The following is a 13,746-nucleotide window of genomic DNA, read 5'->3' as shown; positions in this document are numbered from 1 at the left end:
CTCGGTCGGGTCAGACCCGGCTGGTGGCGTACTTGCGGCCGGCGAACGCGGCGGCGGCGAGACCGGCCACGGTCAGGCCGACCAGCGGTGCCGGGATGCCCTCGTCAGCGGCCAGGCCGGCCGAACCGCCGGGGACGCCGGACGGGGCGGAGGCCCCGGCCTGGACCGTCTGGGTGGCGAGCTCGTAGCCGGCGTCACCGGAACCCCACGCGTAGACGATCGTGTTGGCGCCCTCGGCGACCGTCAGGTCGGCCGGGCCGATCGCCACGGTGTCGGTGCCGGCCAGCACGACGTCGGCGCTCACGTTGCCGGCCGGGACGGTCAGCGACTCCTCGTTCGGGTTGGTCAGCCCGTCGATGACGACCTCGCCACCGGCCCGGACGTCGACGGCAGGCGCCGCGGCGACGTGGCGCACGGTGAGCCGGCCCTCGCCCGCGGGGACGGCGGAGGTGTCGTTGACGAACGGGGTGAGCGCCGGCTCACCGGCCTCGGTGAGGTGGGCGGTCACCGTGGCGTTGGCACCGGCCGGGACCTCGACGCCGTCCGCCGACAGCAGCGGCTCGCCGGAGGCGTCCGCGGCGTCGGCCGGGTAGAGCGCCAGGTCGTACGCGCCGCCGGGCAGCGTGAGCGGGCCGGCGAGGGTGCCGGGCTCGAAGTCGTCGATCAGCCGCTCGCCGTTGGCGTAGACGTCGACCGGGGTCTCGGGGATCGCGTGCAGGACCGACAGCGTCATGGTGTGCGAGTCGGCCAGCGCGGGCGTGGCCGCGAAGAGCAGCGCGAACGCGCCGGTGGCGCCGGCGGTCAGGGCGATCGGGCGGGTCTTGTTCACGGTGACGTTCCTTCCGTTGGAGTGGACTGTCACCCCGTTCTTCCGGCCCATCCCCGCCCCTGGATGCAGTCGATCCGGATCAGGACGTCAGCGCGGCGGCCAGCAGGTCGAGCTGCTCGGCGGTGGCGTCCACGTGCGGCGAGACCCGCAGCACCGGGCCGGTGAGCTCCCGGGGTGCCCGTTCCCGGCCGGCTGCGGTGGTCAGCACGCCGTGCTCGCTGCGCAACCGGGCGGCCACCTGCCGGACGTCGACGCCGTCCGGGGGACGCAGCGTGGTGATCGCCGTCGGCTCGTCCAGCGGCTCGGCCACCCGCCACCCGCCCCGGCCGTCCAGCCGCTCGCGGGTGGCGCGGCCCAGCGCCGCCAGCCGCGTGCGGACCCGGTCCGGTCCGGCGGCCAGGTGCTCGCCGACGGCCAGCACCAGGCCGATCCGGCCGGCCACGTGCGCGTCGTGCGACTCGTACCAGCGGGCGTGCTCGACGCCGGCGCCGCCGTCGTCGTACAGCTCGGGGCCGGCCAGCGGGGTCAGCTGCGCGCCGACCGCCGGGCGCAGGACGAGGAAACCGACGCCGCGCGGCCCGGTCAGCCACTTGCGGGAGGTGCCGTAGGCCGCGTCCGCGCCCAGGTCGCAGTCGACGTGGCCGAGCGCCTGCGCGACGTCCAGCACCAGGGGGACGCCGGCGGCCCGGCACAGCGCGGCGATCTCCCGTCCGGGCTGGACGACGCCGCGGTGGCTGGCCACCAGGGTGATGTGCACGAACGCGGGCGGGTCGTCGCGCAGCGCCCGCTCGACACCGGCCAGGTCGGCCCGGCCCAGGGCGTCGGCGGGCAGCAGCACCGGCGTCAGGCCGGCGTCGGTGAAGGCGGCGACGTTCTGCCAGTACTCCCCGGGCAGCACGCCGACCCGGGCGCCGGGCGCCAGCCGCCAGCGGGAGACCAGCGTGCGCACCGACGCGGAGGCGCTCTCGGTGAACGCCAGGTCGGCGGCGGCCAGCCCGACCAGCCCGGCCAGCACCGAGCGGCCCTGCTGCAGCAGTCCCTCGGCGGCCTGCTCGGCGACGTACCCGCCGAGCTCGGCCTCGTGCCGGGCGTGCCGGGCGACGGCGTCGAGCACCGCGGTGCTCTGCCGGCTGCACGCGGCGGAGTCCAGGTGCACCGTCGCCGGCCGCGGGCGGGCGGCGCGCCAGGCGTCGCCGAGGTCGTCGTGCGGCAGGCCGCTCGTCGCCGGGAGGGCGGGGCCGCCCGTCACGCGGGCACCGACAGGGACGCCGCGACGTCGCCGGCCGGGTCGGTCCACCAGTGGGTCAGCCGCAGGCCGGCCGCGGCCAGCTCCTGCTCGACGCGGGGCCGGCGGAACTTGGTGGACACCTCGGTGCGCAGTTCCTCACCGGCGGCGAAGGGCACCGTCAGTCCGAGCGCGGTCAGCTCCACGACCTGGTCCCGGGTCGACCGCAGCCGCATCTCGACCCGCTCCTGCTCGGCGTCCCACACCGCGACGTGCTCGAAGGCGGCCGGGTCGGCGTCGCCCTTGAGCTCCCGGTTCAGCACCGCGAGCACGTTCTTGTTGAACGCCGCGGTCACCCCGGCGGCGTCGTCGTAGGCGCGCACCAGCCGGTCGGGGTCCTTGACCAGGTCGGTGCCGAGGAGGAACGAGTCGCCGGGCCGCAGGGTCGCCGCCAGCGAGGAGAGGAAGGCCGCCCGTGGCGCGGGCTCCAGGTTGCCGATCGTGGAGCCGAGGAAGGCGACGAGCCGGCGGCCCTCCTGCGGCAGCTCGCCCAGGTGCACGGTGAAGTCGGCGACCACCGCGTCGACCGCCGTCCCCGGGTAGGCCTCGGTGATCTGGGCACCGGCCGCCCGGAGCACTGTGGGGTCGACGTCGACCGGCACGAAGCGGCGCAGGGTGCCGGCCTCGGCCAGCGCGGTGAGCAGCAGCCGGGTCTTCTCCGAGGTGCCGCTGCCCAGCTCGACCAGCGTGTCGGCGCGGGTGGCCGCGGCGACGTCCGTGGCGTGCTCGGCGAGGAGGGCCTTCTCCGCCCGGGTCGGGTAGTACTCCGGCAGCCGGGTGATCTCGTCGAACAGCTCGCTGCCGCGCTCGTCGTAGAACCAGCGGGGCGGCAGCGTCTTGCGGGTGGCCGTGAGCCCGGCGCGCACGTCCGCCTCGAGGGCGGCGCCGGCGTCGACCGGGCCGAGGTGGTCGGTGAGCGTGAACGTCATGCGGGCTCCGATGCCTCGAGGGGGGTCTGGGTCAGGCCGTCGGGGGTGACCTCGACGAGCATCCGGTCGGGGACGTCGGACCAGCGCGGGTCGTCGTCCCAGGGCTCGCTGGCCAGCGCCGTCCCCTCGTCGGTGACCAGCACGGACAGGGTGTCGCCCCAGGTGGTGGCCAGCAGCCGGGTGCCGTCGGCGGCGAGCAGGTTCAGCCGGGCGGACGGGTCGGCGGCGCCGACCTCGCGGACGGTGGCGCCGAGGGAGTCCAGGCCGCGGGAGAAGACCAGCGCGGCCAGCTGGGCGCTGTCGACGACGGACTCGGCGTCCCGGGCCGGGGGCAGCACCGCCCGGTCGACGCGGCCGTTGTGCGAGAGCAGCCAGCGGCCGTCGGTGAACGGGGCGGCCGCCGCCTCCTCGATGGGCATCCCCACGGTCGCCGAGCGCACCGCCGCCAGCACGCACCGGGAGGAGACCGCGGGGGCGACCGAGGCGAAGGACGCCGATCCCCACAGCGGCTGCGCCGACCGCCAGCGGGCCGGCTCCGGGTGCCCGTCGGCCCAGAAGCCCACGCCCCAGCCGTCGGCGTTCACCGTGCCGTACCGCTGCCGGCGGGGGGCGTGGGACTGCACCAGCAGGGACGACGGCGGGTCGAGCACCAGCGCGGCGAGCGTGCGTGGCCGGCCGAGCCAGGCCAGGTGCCGGCACATCAGGCGTCCCCCGTCACGCGTCGAAGGCCAGTCGGATGCCGCTGAAGACCTGCCGGCGCACCGGGTGGTCCCAGTTGCGGAAGCTCGGCCGCGACACCGAGGCGCCCACTGCCCAGGAGGCCCCGCGCAGCATCTTGTAGTCACCGCCGAAGAAGGGCGCGGAGTAGTCGGCGTAGAGCATCGGGGTGAAGCCGGGCCACGGACGGAAGTCCGAGGAGGTCCACTCCCACACGTCGCCCAGGAGCTGCTCGACGCCGTAGGCCGAGGCGCCGGCGGGGTAGGCGCCCACCGGGGCCGGCCGCAGCGCCGAGCCGCCGAGGTTGGCCAGCTCCGGCGTCGGGTCGGCCGCGCCCCACGGGAACCGCCGCCGGCTCCCGGTGGCCGGGTCCCAGACGGCCGCCTTCTCCCACTCCTCCTCGGTCGGCAGCCGGCCCCCCGCCCAGGCGGCGTAGGCCTCGGCCTCGAAGAAGGTCACGTGCTGGACCGGTTCGTCCGCCGGCAGCTCCTCGACCAGGCCGAACCGGGTGCGGGTGCCCGCGGGCCCCCAGAACTGCGGCGCGGTGAGCCCGGCGTCGCAGCGGTGCTGCCAGCCGCGCGCCGACCACCAGCGGGGGTCGGTGTAGCCGCCGTCGGCGACGAAGGCGGCGTACTCGGCGTTGGTGACCGGCACCCGCCCGATCCGGAACGCGGGGACGTCGACGACGTGCGCCGGTCGCTCGTTGTCCAGGGAGAACGGCTCCTCGGTGCCGTCGACCCCGAGGCGGAAGGGGCCGCCGGGGACCAGCACGGTGGTGCCGGCCAGCCCCGGCCGGCCGGGCGGGAGCGGGGAGCCGGTGCCCAGCAGCGGTGGGCCGGCGCGCAGCTGCAGGGTCTGCAGCATCGTCTCGTCGTGCTGCTGCTCGTGGCTGACCACCATCGCCACGTCGAACGGGTCGTCGTCGGGCGTGGACCGGTCGAGCCGGTCCAGCACCCGGCCGCGCACCTCCGCGCAGAACGCGCGGGCCTCCACCGGGGGCAGCAGCGGGAGCCGGACCCGGGCGGCCCGGGGGTGGGTGAAGGCGTCGTACAGCGACTCGACGTCCGGCGGCAGCACCCCGGTGCACCGGGCGTCGCCGCCGCGCAGCAGCCACAGGTCCTCCTGCTGGCCGATGTGGGCCAGGTCCCAGACCAGCGGGCTCATCAGCGGCGAGTGCTGGCGCAGCAGCTCCGGCTCGTCCTGCTCGGTGAGCAGCAGGGTGCGCTCCCGGGCGCGGGTGAGCTCCTGGGCGAGGGTCTCCCTCAGGTCGGTCATGTCGCCTCCTCGGCATCGTGGATCGCGGCATCGTGGATCGCGGCATCGTGGATCGCGGCATCGTGGATCGCGGCGTCGCGGGTGGCGGCCAGCAGGGCGGCTGCCGGGCCGGCGGTGCGCGCGGTGTGCAGCAGTGCGTCGCCGGGGCTCGCCCGGCGTCCCACCAGCTCGGCCAGGGCGGTGACCGGCGCCCGCAGGCCCGCCGGTGCCCGGCGCACGGCCACCTCCAGGCAGGCGGTCGCGGCCGCGTGCAGCTCCGGGTCGGCCAGGCCGAGCCGGGTGGCCTGCTCCCAGCGGCCGGCGACCGGCTCGGTCGCGGCGGCGGCGGTGTCGGCGGCCACCGGGTCGTCGAGCAGGGTGCAGGCCACCGCCGAGAGCGCCGGCCACCACGGCTCCGGTGCGGCGTCGAGGTACCGGAGCTCCAGGTAGCCGCGCAGCCGGACCGGCGGGAACAGCGTGGTCAGGTGGTACTCCAGGTCGGTCACCGTCGGCCGCCGGTCGACCGGCCCGGCCCCGCGGACCCAGTCGGCGAACGACGTCCGGCCGTGCACGGGGACGGCGTCACCGGCGGGGCTCCGCACGAGCATCACCGGCGCGGCCAGGGCGAACGCGGCCCACTCGTCGGCCGGGTCGGGCCCACCGGGCAGCGGCCCGCAGCGCGCGGCGCCCAGCTGGGCCCAGGTCCGCTGCCGGCCCGAGCGCCAGCCGGTCTCGCTGCCGGCCAGCATCGGGGAGCAGGCGGAGACCGCCACCAGCACCGGGCCGAGCGCCTGGGCCAGCCGGAGCCGCGCGGCCCACCCGGCCCGGGGCCCGGCCTCCAGGTTGACCTGCAGCGCCGCGGTGGAGGTCATCATCGTGACGCCCGCCGCCCGGTGGCCCAGCGACTGGAAGTGCTCCTCCATCGCCACGTAGCGGGAGCCCGGGCAGACCCGCTGCGCAGGGCGGCACGGGTCCGCACCCAGCGGGGCCAGCCCCAGGCCGTCGGCGGCCAGCCGGCCCCGGACGGCCGCGAGGTCCGACCGCAGGCCGGTGACCGCGGCGGTGACGTCGGGGGCCGGCGGGCCGGACAGCTCGACCTGGCCGCCGGGCTCGAGGGTGACCTGGCTGCCGCCGTCCAGCGGGGGCAGCGTCGCGACGGCGGCGGTGACCCGGTGCCAGGGCACCCGGCTGGCTGGGGAGGCCAGGTCGACCAGGTGGGCCTCGAGCTCCAGCCCGACCGGCCCGGTCGGCGCCGGGTGCAGCGCGGCGGAGCCGACGTGCTCCCGGGCGGCGTCGAGGTCGCGCAGGACGTCCTCGGCGGGATGGTCGGCGAGTGCTGTGGACGTGGTCATGCTGCCCCCTCCAGGTCCGGACCGGTCGAGTCGACCGCGGGTCGGTGCGGGGGCGGCGTGCCGGATGGCGGCCGTCCTCGGTCCCCATCTTCCACGCTCGTGCCCGCGCGGCAACCCCCACCTCCGGCCGTCCGGTGAGCTCCCGGCCGGACCCACGCCTAGGTCGCCGGGGAGCGGGTAGGGAGCCCGTGGACACGGCTGCCAGGACGGCGGCTCCGCAACGGGCAGAACGGGGACCAGCACGCATGGACGGGGCAGCCGGGTCCGCCAGGCACCGGGCGTTGATCGGCGCGTCGGACAGCGAGCTGGTCGATGGCACCGTCGCGTTCGTCTGTGCCGGGCTGGACGCCGGGGAGCCGGTGGTGGTCGTCTGCAGCGACCAGACCACCCAGCTCCTGCAGCAGGCGCTGCCGGACCGTCCGCAGGTGACGTGGGTCGCGTGGTCGGACGTGTACGGCAACGGGCCGGCGGCGGCGATCACCGCCGTCCGCCGCCTCGGGGTGCGCCACCGGGTCGCCGCCAGCCCGGTGGTCCGGGTGGTCCTGGAGCCGCTGCCCGGGTCCGAGCCGGACACCTGGCGGGAGTGGCAGCGCTACGACGCCGTCCTGGACCACCAGCTCGACGAGGCGCACCGCACCGGGGACGACCCGCTCCAGGTCCTGTGCCTGTGCGACACCCGCCGGGTGCCGGAGCCGCTGGTGGCGGCCGCCCGGGCCACCCACCCGGTGCTGCAGGTCGACGGGCACGAGCAGGTGAACCCCGACCACGTCGACCCCGAGGAGTACCTGGCCTCGCTGCCCGTCCCGCCCGAGCCGCTGGAGGAGACCGAGCCGCTGGTGCACGCCGACTCCGTGCGCGACCTGCGCGGGTTGCGCCGGGACCTCGCCTCGCGTGCCGCCGAGGCGCGGTTGCCGAACGGGTCGGGGCCGGCGCTGGAGGACTTCCTGCTCGCCGTCGACGAGATGACCACCAACGCGCTGCGGCACGGCCGGCCGCCGGTCGACCTGCGGTTGTGGGCCGGCAGCGACCGGTTGGTCTGCACGGTGACCGACCACGGCGCCGGGCTGCAGGACCCGTTCATCGGCTACGGGCCGGCGCACGGCGACGACCTGTCGCTGGGGGGCATGGGGCTGTGGCTGGCCCGCCAGCTCTGCGACCACGTCGACATCACGGCGGCCGGCGACGGCGTGCAGGTGCGGCTCACCACCGTCCTGCGCTGACGTGCCCGACGCTCCCCGCGACCGGGACGACGCCGGCCGGGCCCGCAGTGCCCGACCGCGGGACGCGCTGGGCCGGCCGCTGCCGTACGGCTCACCGGGGGAGCCGCGCGCGCCGGAGGGGCTGGTCCGCAGCCCGGACCGGACGCTGGCGGAGGCGCAGCAGCTGCTGGACGCCGGCCGCCCGTTCCACGCCCACGAGGTGCTGGAGGACGCGTGGAAGACCGGCCCGGACGACGAACGGGACCTGTGGCGCGGCCTGGCGCAGCTCGCCGTCGGCCTGACCCACGTCCTGCGCGGCAACCTGCCGGGGGCGGCGACCCTGCTGACCCGGGGCGCCCGGTCCCTGGGCACCGCGGGCGCGGCCGCCGCCCGGCACGGCGTGGACCTCCCCGGGCTGGTCGCCTGGGGCACCCGGCTGGGAGCCGAGGCCGCGGCCGGGGTGCCGCCGGACCCCGCCCCGCCGCGGCTGACCCTTCCACCCGGGAGTGACGGGGAGCACACTCGGTCGCGATGAGGAGCTACGAGGCGGCCACCCGCATCGACGCCGGGGCCGAACAGGTGTGGGCGGTGCTCGTCGACGTCGGCGGCTGGCGCGACTGGAACTCCGGGATCGACCGTGTGGAGGGCGTCGTCCGGCTGGGTGCGCCCCTGCTCCTGGTCGCCACCGGCACCCGGCGCCGGCCGCTGCGGGTCGCGGTGACCGAGATCCGGCCGGCCGAGTCGATGCGCTGGCGCCACGGGCTGCCGCTGGACCTCTTCGTCGCCGAGCGCACCTTCCGGCTGGACCCGCAGGGCGACGGCAGCACGGAGTTCACCGTGCGCGAGCAGTACCGCGGCCCGCTGGCGCCGCTGATGATGCGCACGGTGCCCGACCTCAACCCGGCCTTCCGCCAGTTCGCGGTCGGGCTCAAGGCCCGGGTCGAGCAGCGGGCGGCCGAGCTCCCGTCCTGAGTTCCGCGATACGGGATGCGTTGCCCGACAGGTGGAATAATTCCGGTCGTGGTGCCACGATGGCCGGGTGACGTCCCTCACTCCTGACTCGGCACCCGCACCCGTCGTCCACCGCGGTCCGGTGACGTCGGCGTCCTACTCGATCACCGTGCGGCTCACCGCCGACGGTGACCCGGCCAGCGTCGGCCGGATCGCCACCGCGGTGGGCAACGCCGGCGGCGCGGTCACCGCGATCGACGTCGTCGAGTCCCGGCCCGACGGGCTCACTGTCGACGTCACCTGCTCCGCCGCCGACGCCGAGCACTCCGAGGAGGTCGTCGCCGCGCTCGACGCGGTCGACCACGTGCACGTCCGCAAGGTCAGCGACCGCACCTTCCTGCTGCACCTGGGCGGCAAGCTGGAGGTCGCCTCCAAGGTCCCGCTGAAGACGCGCGACGACCTGTCGATGGCCTACACCCCCGGCGTCGCCCGGGTCTGCCTGGCGCTGGCCGAGCACCCGGAGGACGTCCGCCGGCTGACCATCAAGGGCAACACCGTCGCCGTCGTCACCGACGGCTCGGCCGTGCTGGGGCTCGGCGACATCGGCCCGGGCGCCTCCATGCCGGTCATGGAGGGCAAGGCCGCGCTGTTCAAGCGGTTCGGTGACATCGACGCCTGGCCGATCGCCCTGGACACCCAGGACGTCGACGAGATCGTGCGCACCGTCGAGCTGATCGCCCCCGGCTTCGGCGGCATCAACCTGGAGGACATCTCCGCGCCGCGCTGCTTCGAGATCGAGGCGCGGCTGCGGGAGAAGCTGGACATCCCGGTCTTCCACGACGACCAGCACGGCACGGCGATCTGCGTGCTCGCCGCGCTGCGCAACGCCCTGCGGGTGGTGGAGAAGCAGCTCACCGACGTCGCGATCGTCGTCGCCGGCGGCGGGGCGGCCGGGACGGCGATCGTCACCCTGCTGCTGGAGGCCGGGGCCACGAACGTGCTGGTCTGGGACCGGGAGGGCATCCTCTCCCCGGACGACGACCGGCTCACCCCGGCCAAGCTCGACCTGGCCCGCCGCACCAACCCCGCGTGCCGGCGCGGCGAGCTGCCCGACGCGCTGCAGGGCGCCGACGTGTTCATCGGGGTGAGCGCGGCCAACGTGATCCAGGCCGACGTGCTGGCCGGGATGGCCGAGCGGGCGGTGGTCTTCCCGATGGCCAACCCCACGCCGGACGTCGACCCGGTGCGGGCCCGGCAGTACGCCGCCGTCGTCGCCTCGGGCCGGTCGGACCTGCCCAACCAGATCAACAACGTGCTGGCGTTCCCCGGCGTCTTCCGCGGGCTGCTGGACGCTCGGGCCAAGGAGATCCGCCCCGGCATGCTGCTGGCCGCGGCCGACGCGCTGGCCGCGGTGGTGGGCGACGACCAGCTCAACGCCAACTACATCATCCCCAGCGTCTTCGACCCGGCCGTCGCGCAGGCGGTCGCGCACGCGGTGGAGGAGTCGGCCCGCGCCGAGCCCGGGGCGACCGCGGACGTGCCCGGCGACGCAGACTGACGCCGGTGGGCACCTCCTTCGACGCACTCACCGAGGACGCGCTGCGCTCGGCCGGCAGCCTCAAGTGGACGACGTACGGCGAGGCGCTGGGCGCGTTCGTCGCCGAGATGGACTTCGGGACGGCGCCGGTGGTCACCCGCGCGCTGCACGACGCCGTCGACGCCGGGGCGCTGGGCTACCTGCCGATCCCCGTCGCCGCCGGGATGGCGCGGGCGTGCGCCGGCTGGCAGCTCCGCCGCTACGGGTGGGAGCTGCCGGCGGAGTGGATCACCCCGCTGGCCGACGTCGTCGCCGGGCTGCAGGCGGCGATCGAGCACTTCACCCCGCCCGGCGCTCCCGTCGTGCTGCCCACCCCGGCGTACATGCCGTTCCTGAAGGTGCCCCGGCTGATGGGCCGTCAGCTCATCGAGGTCCCGATGGTGCGCGGCGAGGACGGCCGGCTGGCCCACGACCTCGCGGCGCTGGACCGGGCGCTGAGCCCCGGCGCCCTGCTCGTGCACGTCAACCCGCACAACCCGGTGGGCCGGGTGTTCACCGCCGCCGAGCAGCTCGCCCTGGCCGAGGTGGTCGAGCGCCACCGGGCGCGGGTGTTCGCCGACGAGATCCACGCGCCGCTGGTGTACCCGGGCGCGGTGCACCGGCCCTACGCCTCGCTGTCGGCGGCGACCGCCGCGCACACGGTGACCGCGACGTCGGCGTCCAAGGCGTTCAACGTGCCCGGGCTCAAGGCCGCGCAGCTGCTGCTGTCCAACGCCGCCGACGCCGCGCACTGGGCCGAGGTCGGCGAGCTGGCCGGCCACGGCGCCTCCACCCCGGGGGTGCTGGCCAGCACGGCGGCGTACGACGAGGGTGAGGAGTGGCTGGACGACGTCCTGGCCTACCTGGACGGCAACCGCCGGCTGCTGGCCGAGCTGCTCGCCGAGCACCTGCCGCGGGTGGGATACACCCCGCCGGAGGGCACCTACCTGGCCTGGCTGGACGGCCGGGAGCTGGGGATCGAGGAGCCGCTGGGCGAGTTCTTCCTGCGCGAGGCCGGGGTGGCGCTGGTTGACGGGCCGGAGTGCGGCGCCCCCGGCGCCGGCCACGTGCGGCTGAACCTGGCCACCCCCCGCCCGGTGCTGCGCACCATCGTCGAGCGCATGGCCGCCGCCCTCCCCTGAGGCCCCTCCGGGCAGAAATGGCCATTTCTGCCCTCGGTCGGGGGACGACGGGGACGGCGTCGGGCGTGGATCATGGGCCGGTGCCCGAGTTGCCCGAGGTGGAGGCGCTGGCGGCGTTCCTGCGGGAGAACGCCGTCGGCCGAGTGATCACGCGCGTCGACCTGGCCGGTGTCCAGGCGATCAAGACGTTCGACCCGCCGCTGTCCTCGCTGGCCGGGCTGGAGCTCACCGGGGCCGCCCGGCACGGCAAGTTCCTGGACCTGGACGTCTCCGGGCTGCACCTGGTCGTCCACCTGGCCCGGGCCGGCTGGCTGCACTGGCGGACGAACCTGCCCACCGCCCCGCCCAAGCCGGGCAAGGGGCCGCTGGCGCTGCGGGTGCACCTCGAGCCGCGCGAGGGTGAGCTGCCCGAGGGCTTCGACCTGACCGAGCAGGGCACCCGCAAGGGCCTGGCGGTCTACGTGGTCCGCTCGCCGGCCGAGATGCCGGGCATCGCCCGGCTGGGCCCGGACGCGCTGGAGCTGGACACCGAGACCCTCGGGGCGCTGCTGGCCGGCCGGCGCACCCAGCTCAAGGGCACCCTCACCGACCAGACCGTGCTGTCGGGGATCGGGAACGCCTACTCCGACGAGATCCTGCACGCCGCCCGGCTCTCCCCGTTCAAGATGGCCGACAAGGTCACCGACGAGGAGCTGCTCCGGTTGCACGCGGCGATGCGGGAGACGCTGACCGGCGCCCTGGACCGCCAGCTCGGCCAGCGCGCGGCGACGCTCAAGGGCGAGAAGCGGGCCGGCCTGCAGGTGCACGCCCGCACCGGGCTGCCCTGCCCGGTCTGCGGGGACACCGTGCGCGAGGTCTCCTTCGCCGACACCTCGCTGCAGTACTGCCCGACCTGCCAGACCGGCGGCAAGCCGCTGGCCGACCGGCGGATGTCCAAGCTGCTGCGCTGACGAAGGACCCCGTCGCCCCCCACCACTCGCAGGCTCGCGGCGGGACCCTGCGACGGGGCCATACTGGGCGACGTGCTCGTGACCTTCGACCTGTTCAGCGCGCTGATCGACTCCCGGACGGGTGGTTCGGCGACGTTCGCCTCGCTCGCCGAGGGGCACGGCTGGGACGTCGCCGGGAGCGACCTCTACGACGACTGGGACGCCCGGAACAAGGCCTCCCAGAAGGAGGTCACCGACTGGGTGCCCTTCGCCGAGCACTGCCGGCGCGCGCTCGCCGACACCTACGCGGCCCGGGGCCTGGAGGCCGACGCCACCGCGGACACCCTGGCGCTGCTGGAGTCGCTGCCGGACTGGCCGCTGTGGCCCGACGTCGGCCGGGCGCTGCCGCTGGTGGCCGAGCAGCACCGGGTCGGGGTGCTGTCCAACGTGGACGACGACCTGTTCGCCCGCACCCGGGCGGCCGGGCTGGTGCACCCGGACGCCGTCCTGACCAGCGAGCGGCTGCACGCCTACAAGCCGCACCCGGAGATCTACCAGCGGGCGGCCGAGGCCGGGGCCGCGGTGCACGTTCCCGCGTCGGCGCGGGACACCCGGGGGGCGCTGGAGGCCGGGCTCACCGTCGTCCGGGTGCGCCGGCCCGGGCACCGCGTGGACCCGGACGGGCCGCAGCCGCAGCACGAGGTCGCCGATCTCCTCGAGCTCCCCGGGGTGCTCGCCGCCCTGGCCGGGTAGCCCGGGGGAGCACGTGGCCGGTCCGGCGGCCGCGCGGACGAGGAGGAGGGACCGATGAGGGACACCCCCCGGGTCGTCGCGGTGGTCGTGGCCGCGGTCGCCCAGATCGTCGGCAGTCCGTTGGGCTCGGCGCTCGCCGGCCGCAGCGTCGGTGACGTCAGCGACGCCGACCGCTCCCTGGTCACCCCGGCCGGCTGGGCCTTCACCATCTGGGGGCTCATCTTCGCCGGGTCGCTGGCCTGGGCGGTCTACCAGGCGCTGCCGTCGCAGCGAGCGCGCGAGGTGCACCGGCGCACCGGCTGGCCGCTGGCCCTCGCGTTCGCCGGGAACGCCGTCTGGGAGGTGGTCTACCCGCAGGGCGGGGCCTGGCAGTACGTCGCCCAGGTGCTGATCTTCGGCATCACCGCTGCCGCCGCCGTCGCCTACGTCCGGCTGCAGACGGTGCCGGCCGACGGGCTGGCCCGGCTGCTGCCGCGGGCCACCGCCGGGCTCCTGCTGGGCTGGCTCACCGTCGCCCCGGTGGCGAACGTGGGCAGCACCGGGGTGGCGCTGGGCATATCCCCGGACACCCTGGCGGCCCAGGCCTGGGCCGTGGCCGCACTGGTGACGGTCGCCGGGATCGCCGCGGCCGTGCTCCTCGGCTCCCACGTCGCCGCCGGCCCGTTCGCGGCCGCGGTCGTCTGGGGCCTGCTGGGCATCGCTGCCGCCGAGGGCCCGCGGGAGGTCGCCGTCGCCGCGGTCTGCGCGGCCGCCGTCGTCCTGGTGGCCCTGGCCGGCCGGGCGATCACCCGGTCGGACCGGCGCGCGCTGCTGGTCGGCTGAGCCCGGCG

General features: G+C 76.3%; 14 protein-coding genes. 8 read left to right on the top strand and 6 right to left on the bottom strand.

Annotation, left to right across the window (positions count from 1 at the left end; all coding sequences use genetic code 11):
* Window positions 1-10: 10 nt before the first annotated feature.
* From FB380_RS05100 to egtA, 6 genes are all read right to left on the bottom strand, one after another.
* Window positions 11-829 carry a DUF4397 domain-containing protein gene (locus FB380_RS05100; RefSeq protein ID WP_229681992.1) on the bottom strand — a complete coding sequence of 273 codons (819 nt, stop codon included), beginning with the start codon at window positions 827-829 and terminating at the stop codon, window positions 11-13.
* 79 nt (window positions 830-908) lie between these two features.
* Window positions 909-2,078, bottom strand: coding sequence for an ergothioneine biosynthesis PLP-dependent enzyme EgtE (egtE, locus tag FB380_RS05095; protein ID WP_229681991.1), 1,170 nt, complete (start codon window positions 2,076-2,078; stop codon window positions 909-911).
* On the bottom strand, window positions 2,075-3,043 hold the full coding sequence (egtD, locus tag FB380_RS05090) for an L-histidine N(alpha)-methyltransferase (protein ID WP_166754131.1): 969 nt from the start codon (window positions 3,041-3,043) through the stop codon (window positions 2,075-2,077). Before egtD ends, egtE begins: the two co-directional genes overlap by 4 nt.
* Window positions 3,040-3,744 carry an ergothioneine biosynthesis protein EgtC gene (gene egtC, locus FB380_RS05085; RefSeq protein WP_166754130.1) on the bottom strand — a complete coding sequence of 235 codons (705 nt, stop codon included), beginning with the start codon at window positions 3,742-3,744 and terminating at the stop codon, window positions 3,040-3,042. The genes egtD and egtC overlap by 4 nt, the downstream gene beginning before the upstream one ends.
* 13 nt (window positions 3,745-3,757) lie before the next feature.
* Window positions 3,758-5,035: an ergothioneine biosynthesis protein EgtB gene (gene egtB / locus FB380_RS05080; RefSeq protein ID WP_166754129.1), complete on the bottom strand. Its 1,278-nt coding sequence runs from the start codon at window positions 5,033-5,035 to the stop codon at window positions 3,758-3,760.
* Complete coding sequence (gene egtA / locus FB380_RS05075) at window positions 5,032-6,366, bottom strand: ergothioneine biosynthesis glutamate--cysteine ligase EgtA (protein WP_166754128.1); 1,335 nt, start codon at window positions 6,364-6,366, stop codon at window positions 5,032-5,034. The genes egtB and egtA overlap by 4 nt, the downstream gene beginning before the upstream one ends.
* A gap of 245 nt (window positions 6,367-6,611) precedes the next feature.
* Between egtA and FB380_RS05070 the strand changes: the two genes are divergently transcribed.
* The 8 genes from FB380_RS05070 to FB380_RS05035 all read left to right on the top strand — a co-directional run bounded on the left by FB380_RS05070 (window position 6,612) and on the right by FB380_RS05035 (window position 13,738).
* A complete protein-coding gene (locus FB380_RS05070) occupies window positions 6,612-7,586 on the top strand; it encodes a sensor histidine kinase (protein WP_166754127.1) in 975 nt (324 codons plus the stop codon).
* Window position 7,587: 1 nt separating this feature from the next.
* Window positions 7,588-8,100 (top strand): DUF309 domain-containing protein, encoded by a 513-nt coding sequence (locus FB380_RS05065; RefSeq protein WP_166754126.1) that lies wholly within the window; start codon window positions 7,588-7,590, stop codon window positions 8,098-8,100.
* Window positions 8,097-8,537: an SRPBCC domain-containing protein gene (locus tag FB380_RS05060; RefSeq protein ID WP_166754125.1), complete on the top strand. Its 441-nt coding sequence runs from the start codon at window positions 8,097-8,099 to the stop codon at window positions 8,535-8,537. Before FB380_RS05065 ends, FB380_RS05060 begins: the two co-directional genes overlap by 4 nt.
* A gap of 121 nt (window positions 8,538-8,658) precedes the next feature.
* Window positions 8,659-10,074 carry an NAD-dependent malic enzyme gene (locus FB380_RS05055; protein ID WP_341800154.1) on the top strand — a complete coding sequence of 472 codons (1,416 nt, stop codon included), beginning with the start codon at window positions 8,659-8,661 and terminating at the stop codon, window positions 10,072-10,074.
* A gap of 5 nt (window positions 10,075-10,079) precedes the next feature.
* On the top strand, window positions 10,080-11,234 hold the full coding sequence (locus FB380_RS05050) for a MalY/PatB family protein (protein ID WP_229681990.1): 1,155 nt from the start codon (window positions 10,080-10,082) through the stop codon (window positions 11,232-11,234).
* A gap of 80 nt (window positions 11,235-11,314) precedes the next feature.
* On the top strand, window positions 11,315-12,184 hold the full coding sequence (locus FB380_RS05045; protein ID WP_166754123.1) for an Fpg/Nei family DNA glycosylase: 870 nt from the start codon (window positions 11,315-11,317) through the stop codon (window positions 12,182-12,184).
* A gap of 72 nt (window positions 12,185-12,256) precedes the next feature.
* On the top strand, window positions 12,257-12,916 hold the full coding sequence (locus FB380_RS05040) for an HAD family hydrolase (RefSeq protein ID WP_166754122.1): 660 nt from the start codon (window positions 12,257-12,259) through the stop codon (window positions 12,914-12,916).
* Window positions 12,917-12,970: 54 nt separating this feature from the next.
* On the top strand, window positions 12,971-13,738 hold the full coding sequence (locus FB380_RS05035) for a hypothetical protein (RefSeq protein WP_166754121.1): 768 nt from the start codon (window positions 12,971-12,973) through the stop codon (window positions 13,736-13,738).
* Window positions 13,739-13,746: the final 8 nt, after the last annotated feature.

It is taken from the genome of Modestobacter marinus (assembly GCF_011758655.1).
In the GTDB taxonomy this organism is placed as follows: domain Bacteria; phylum Actinomycetota; class Actinomycetes; order Mycobacteriales; family Geodermatophilaceae; genus Modestobacter; species Modestobacter marinus.
This window is presented reverse-complemented; position numbering and strand designations above follow the sequence as displayed.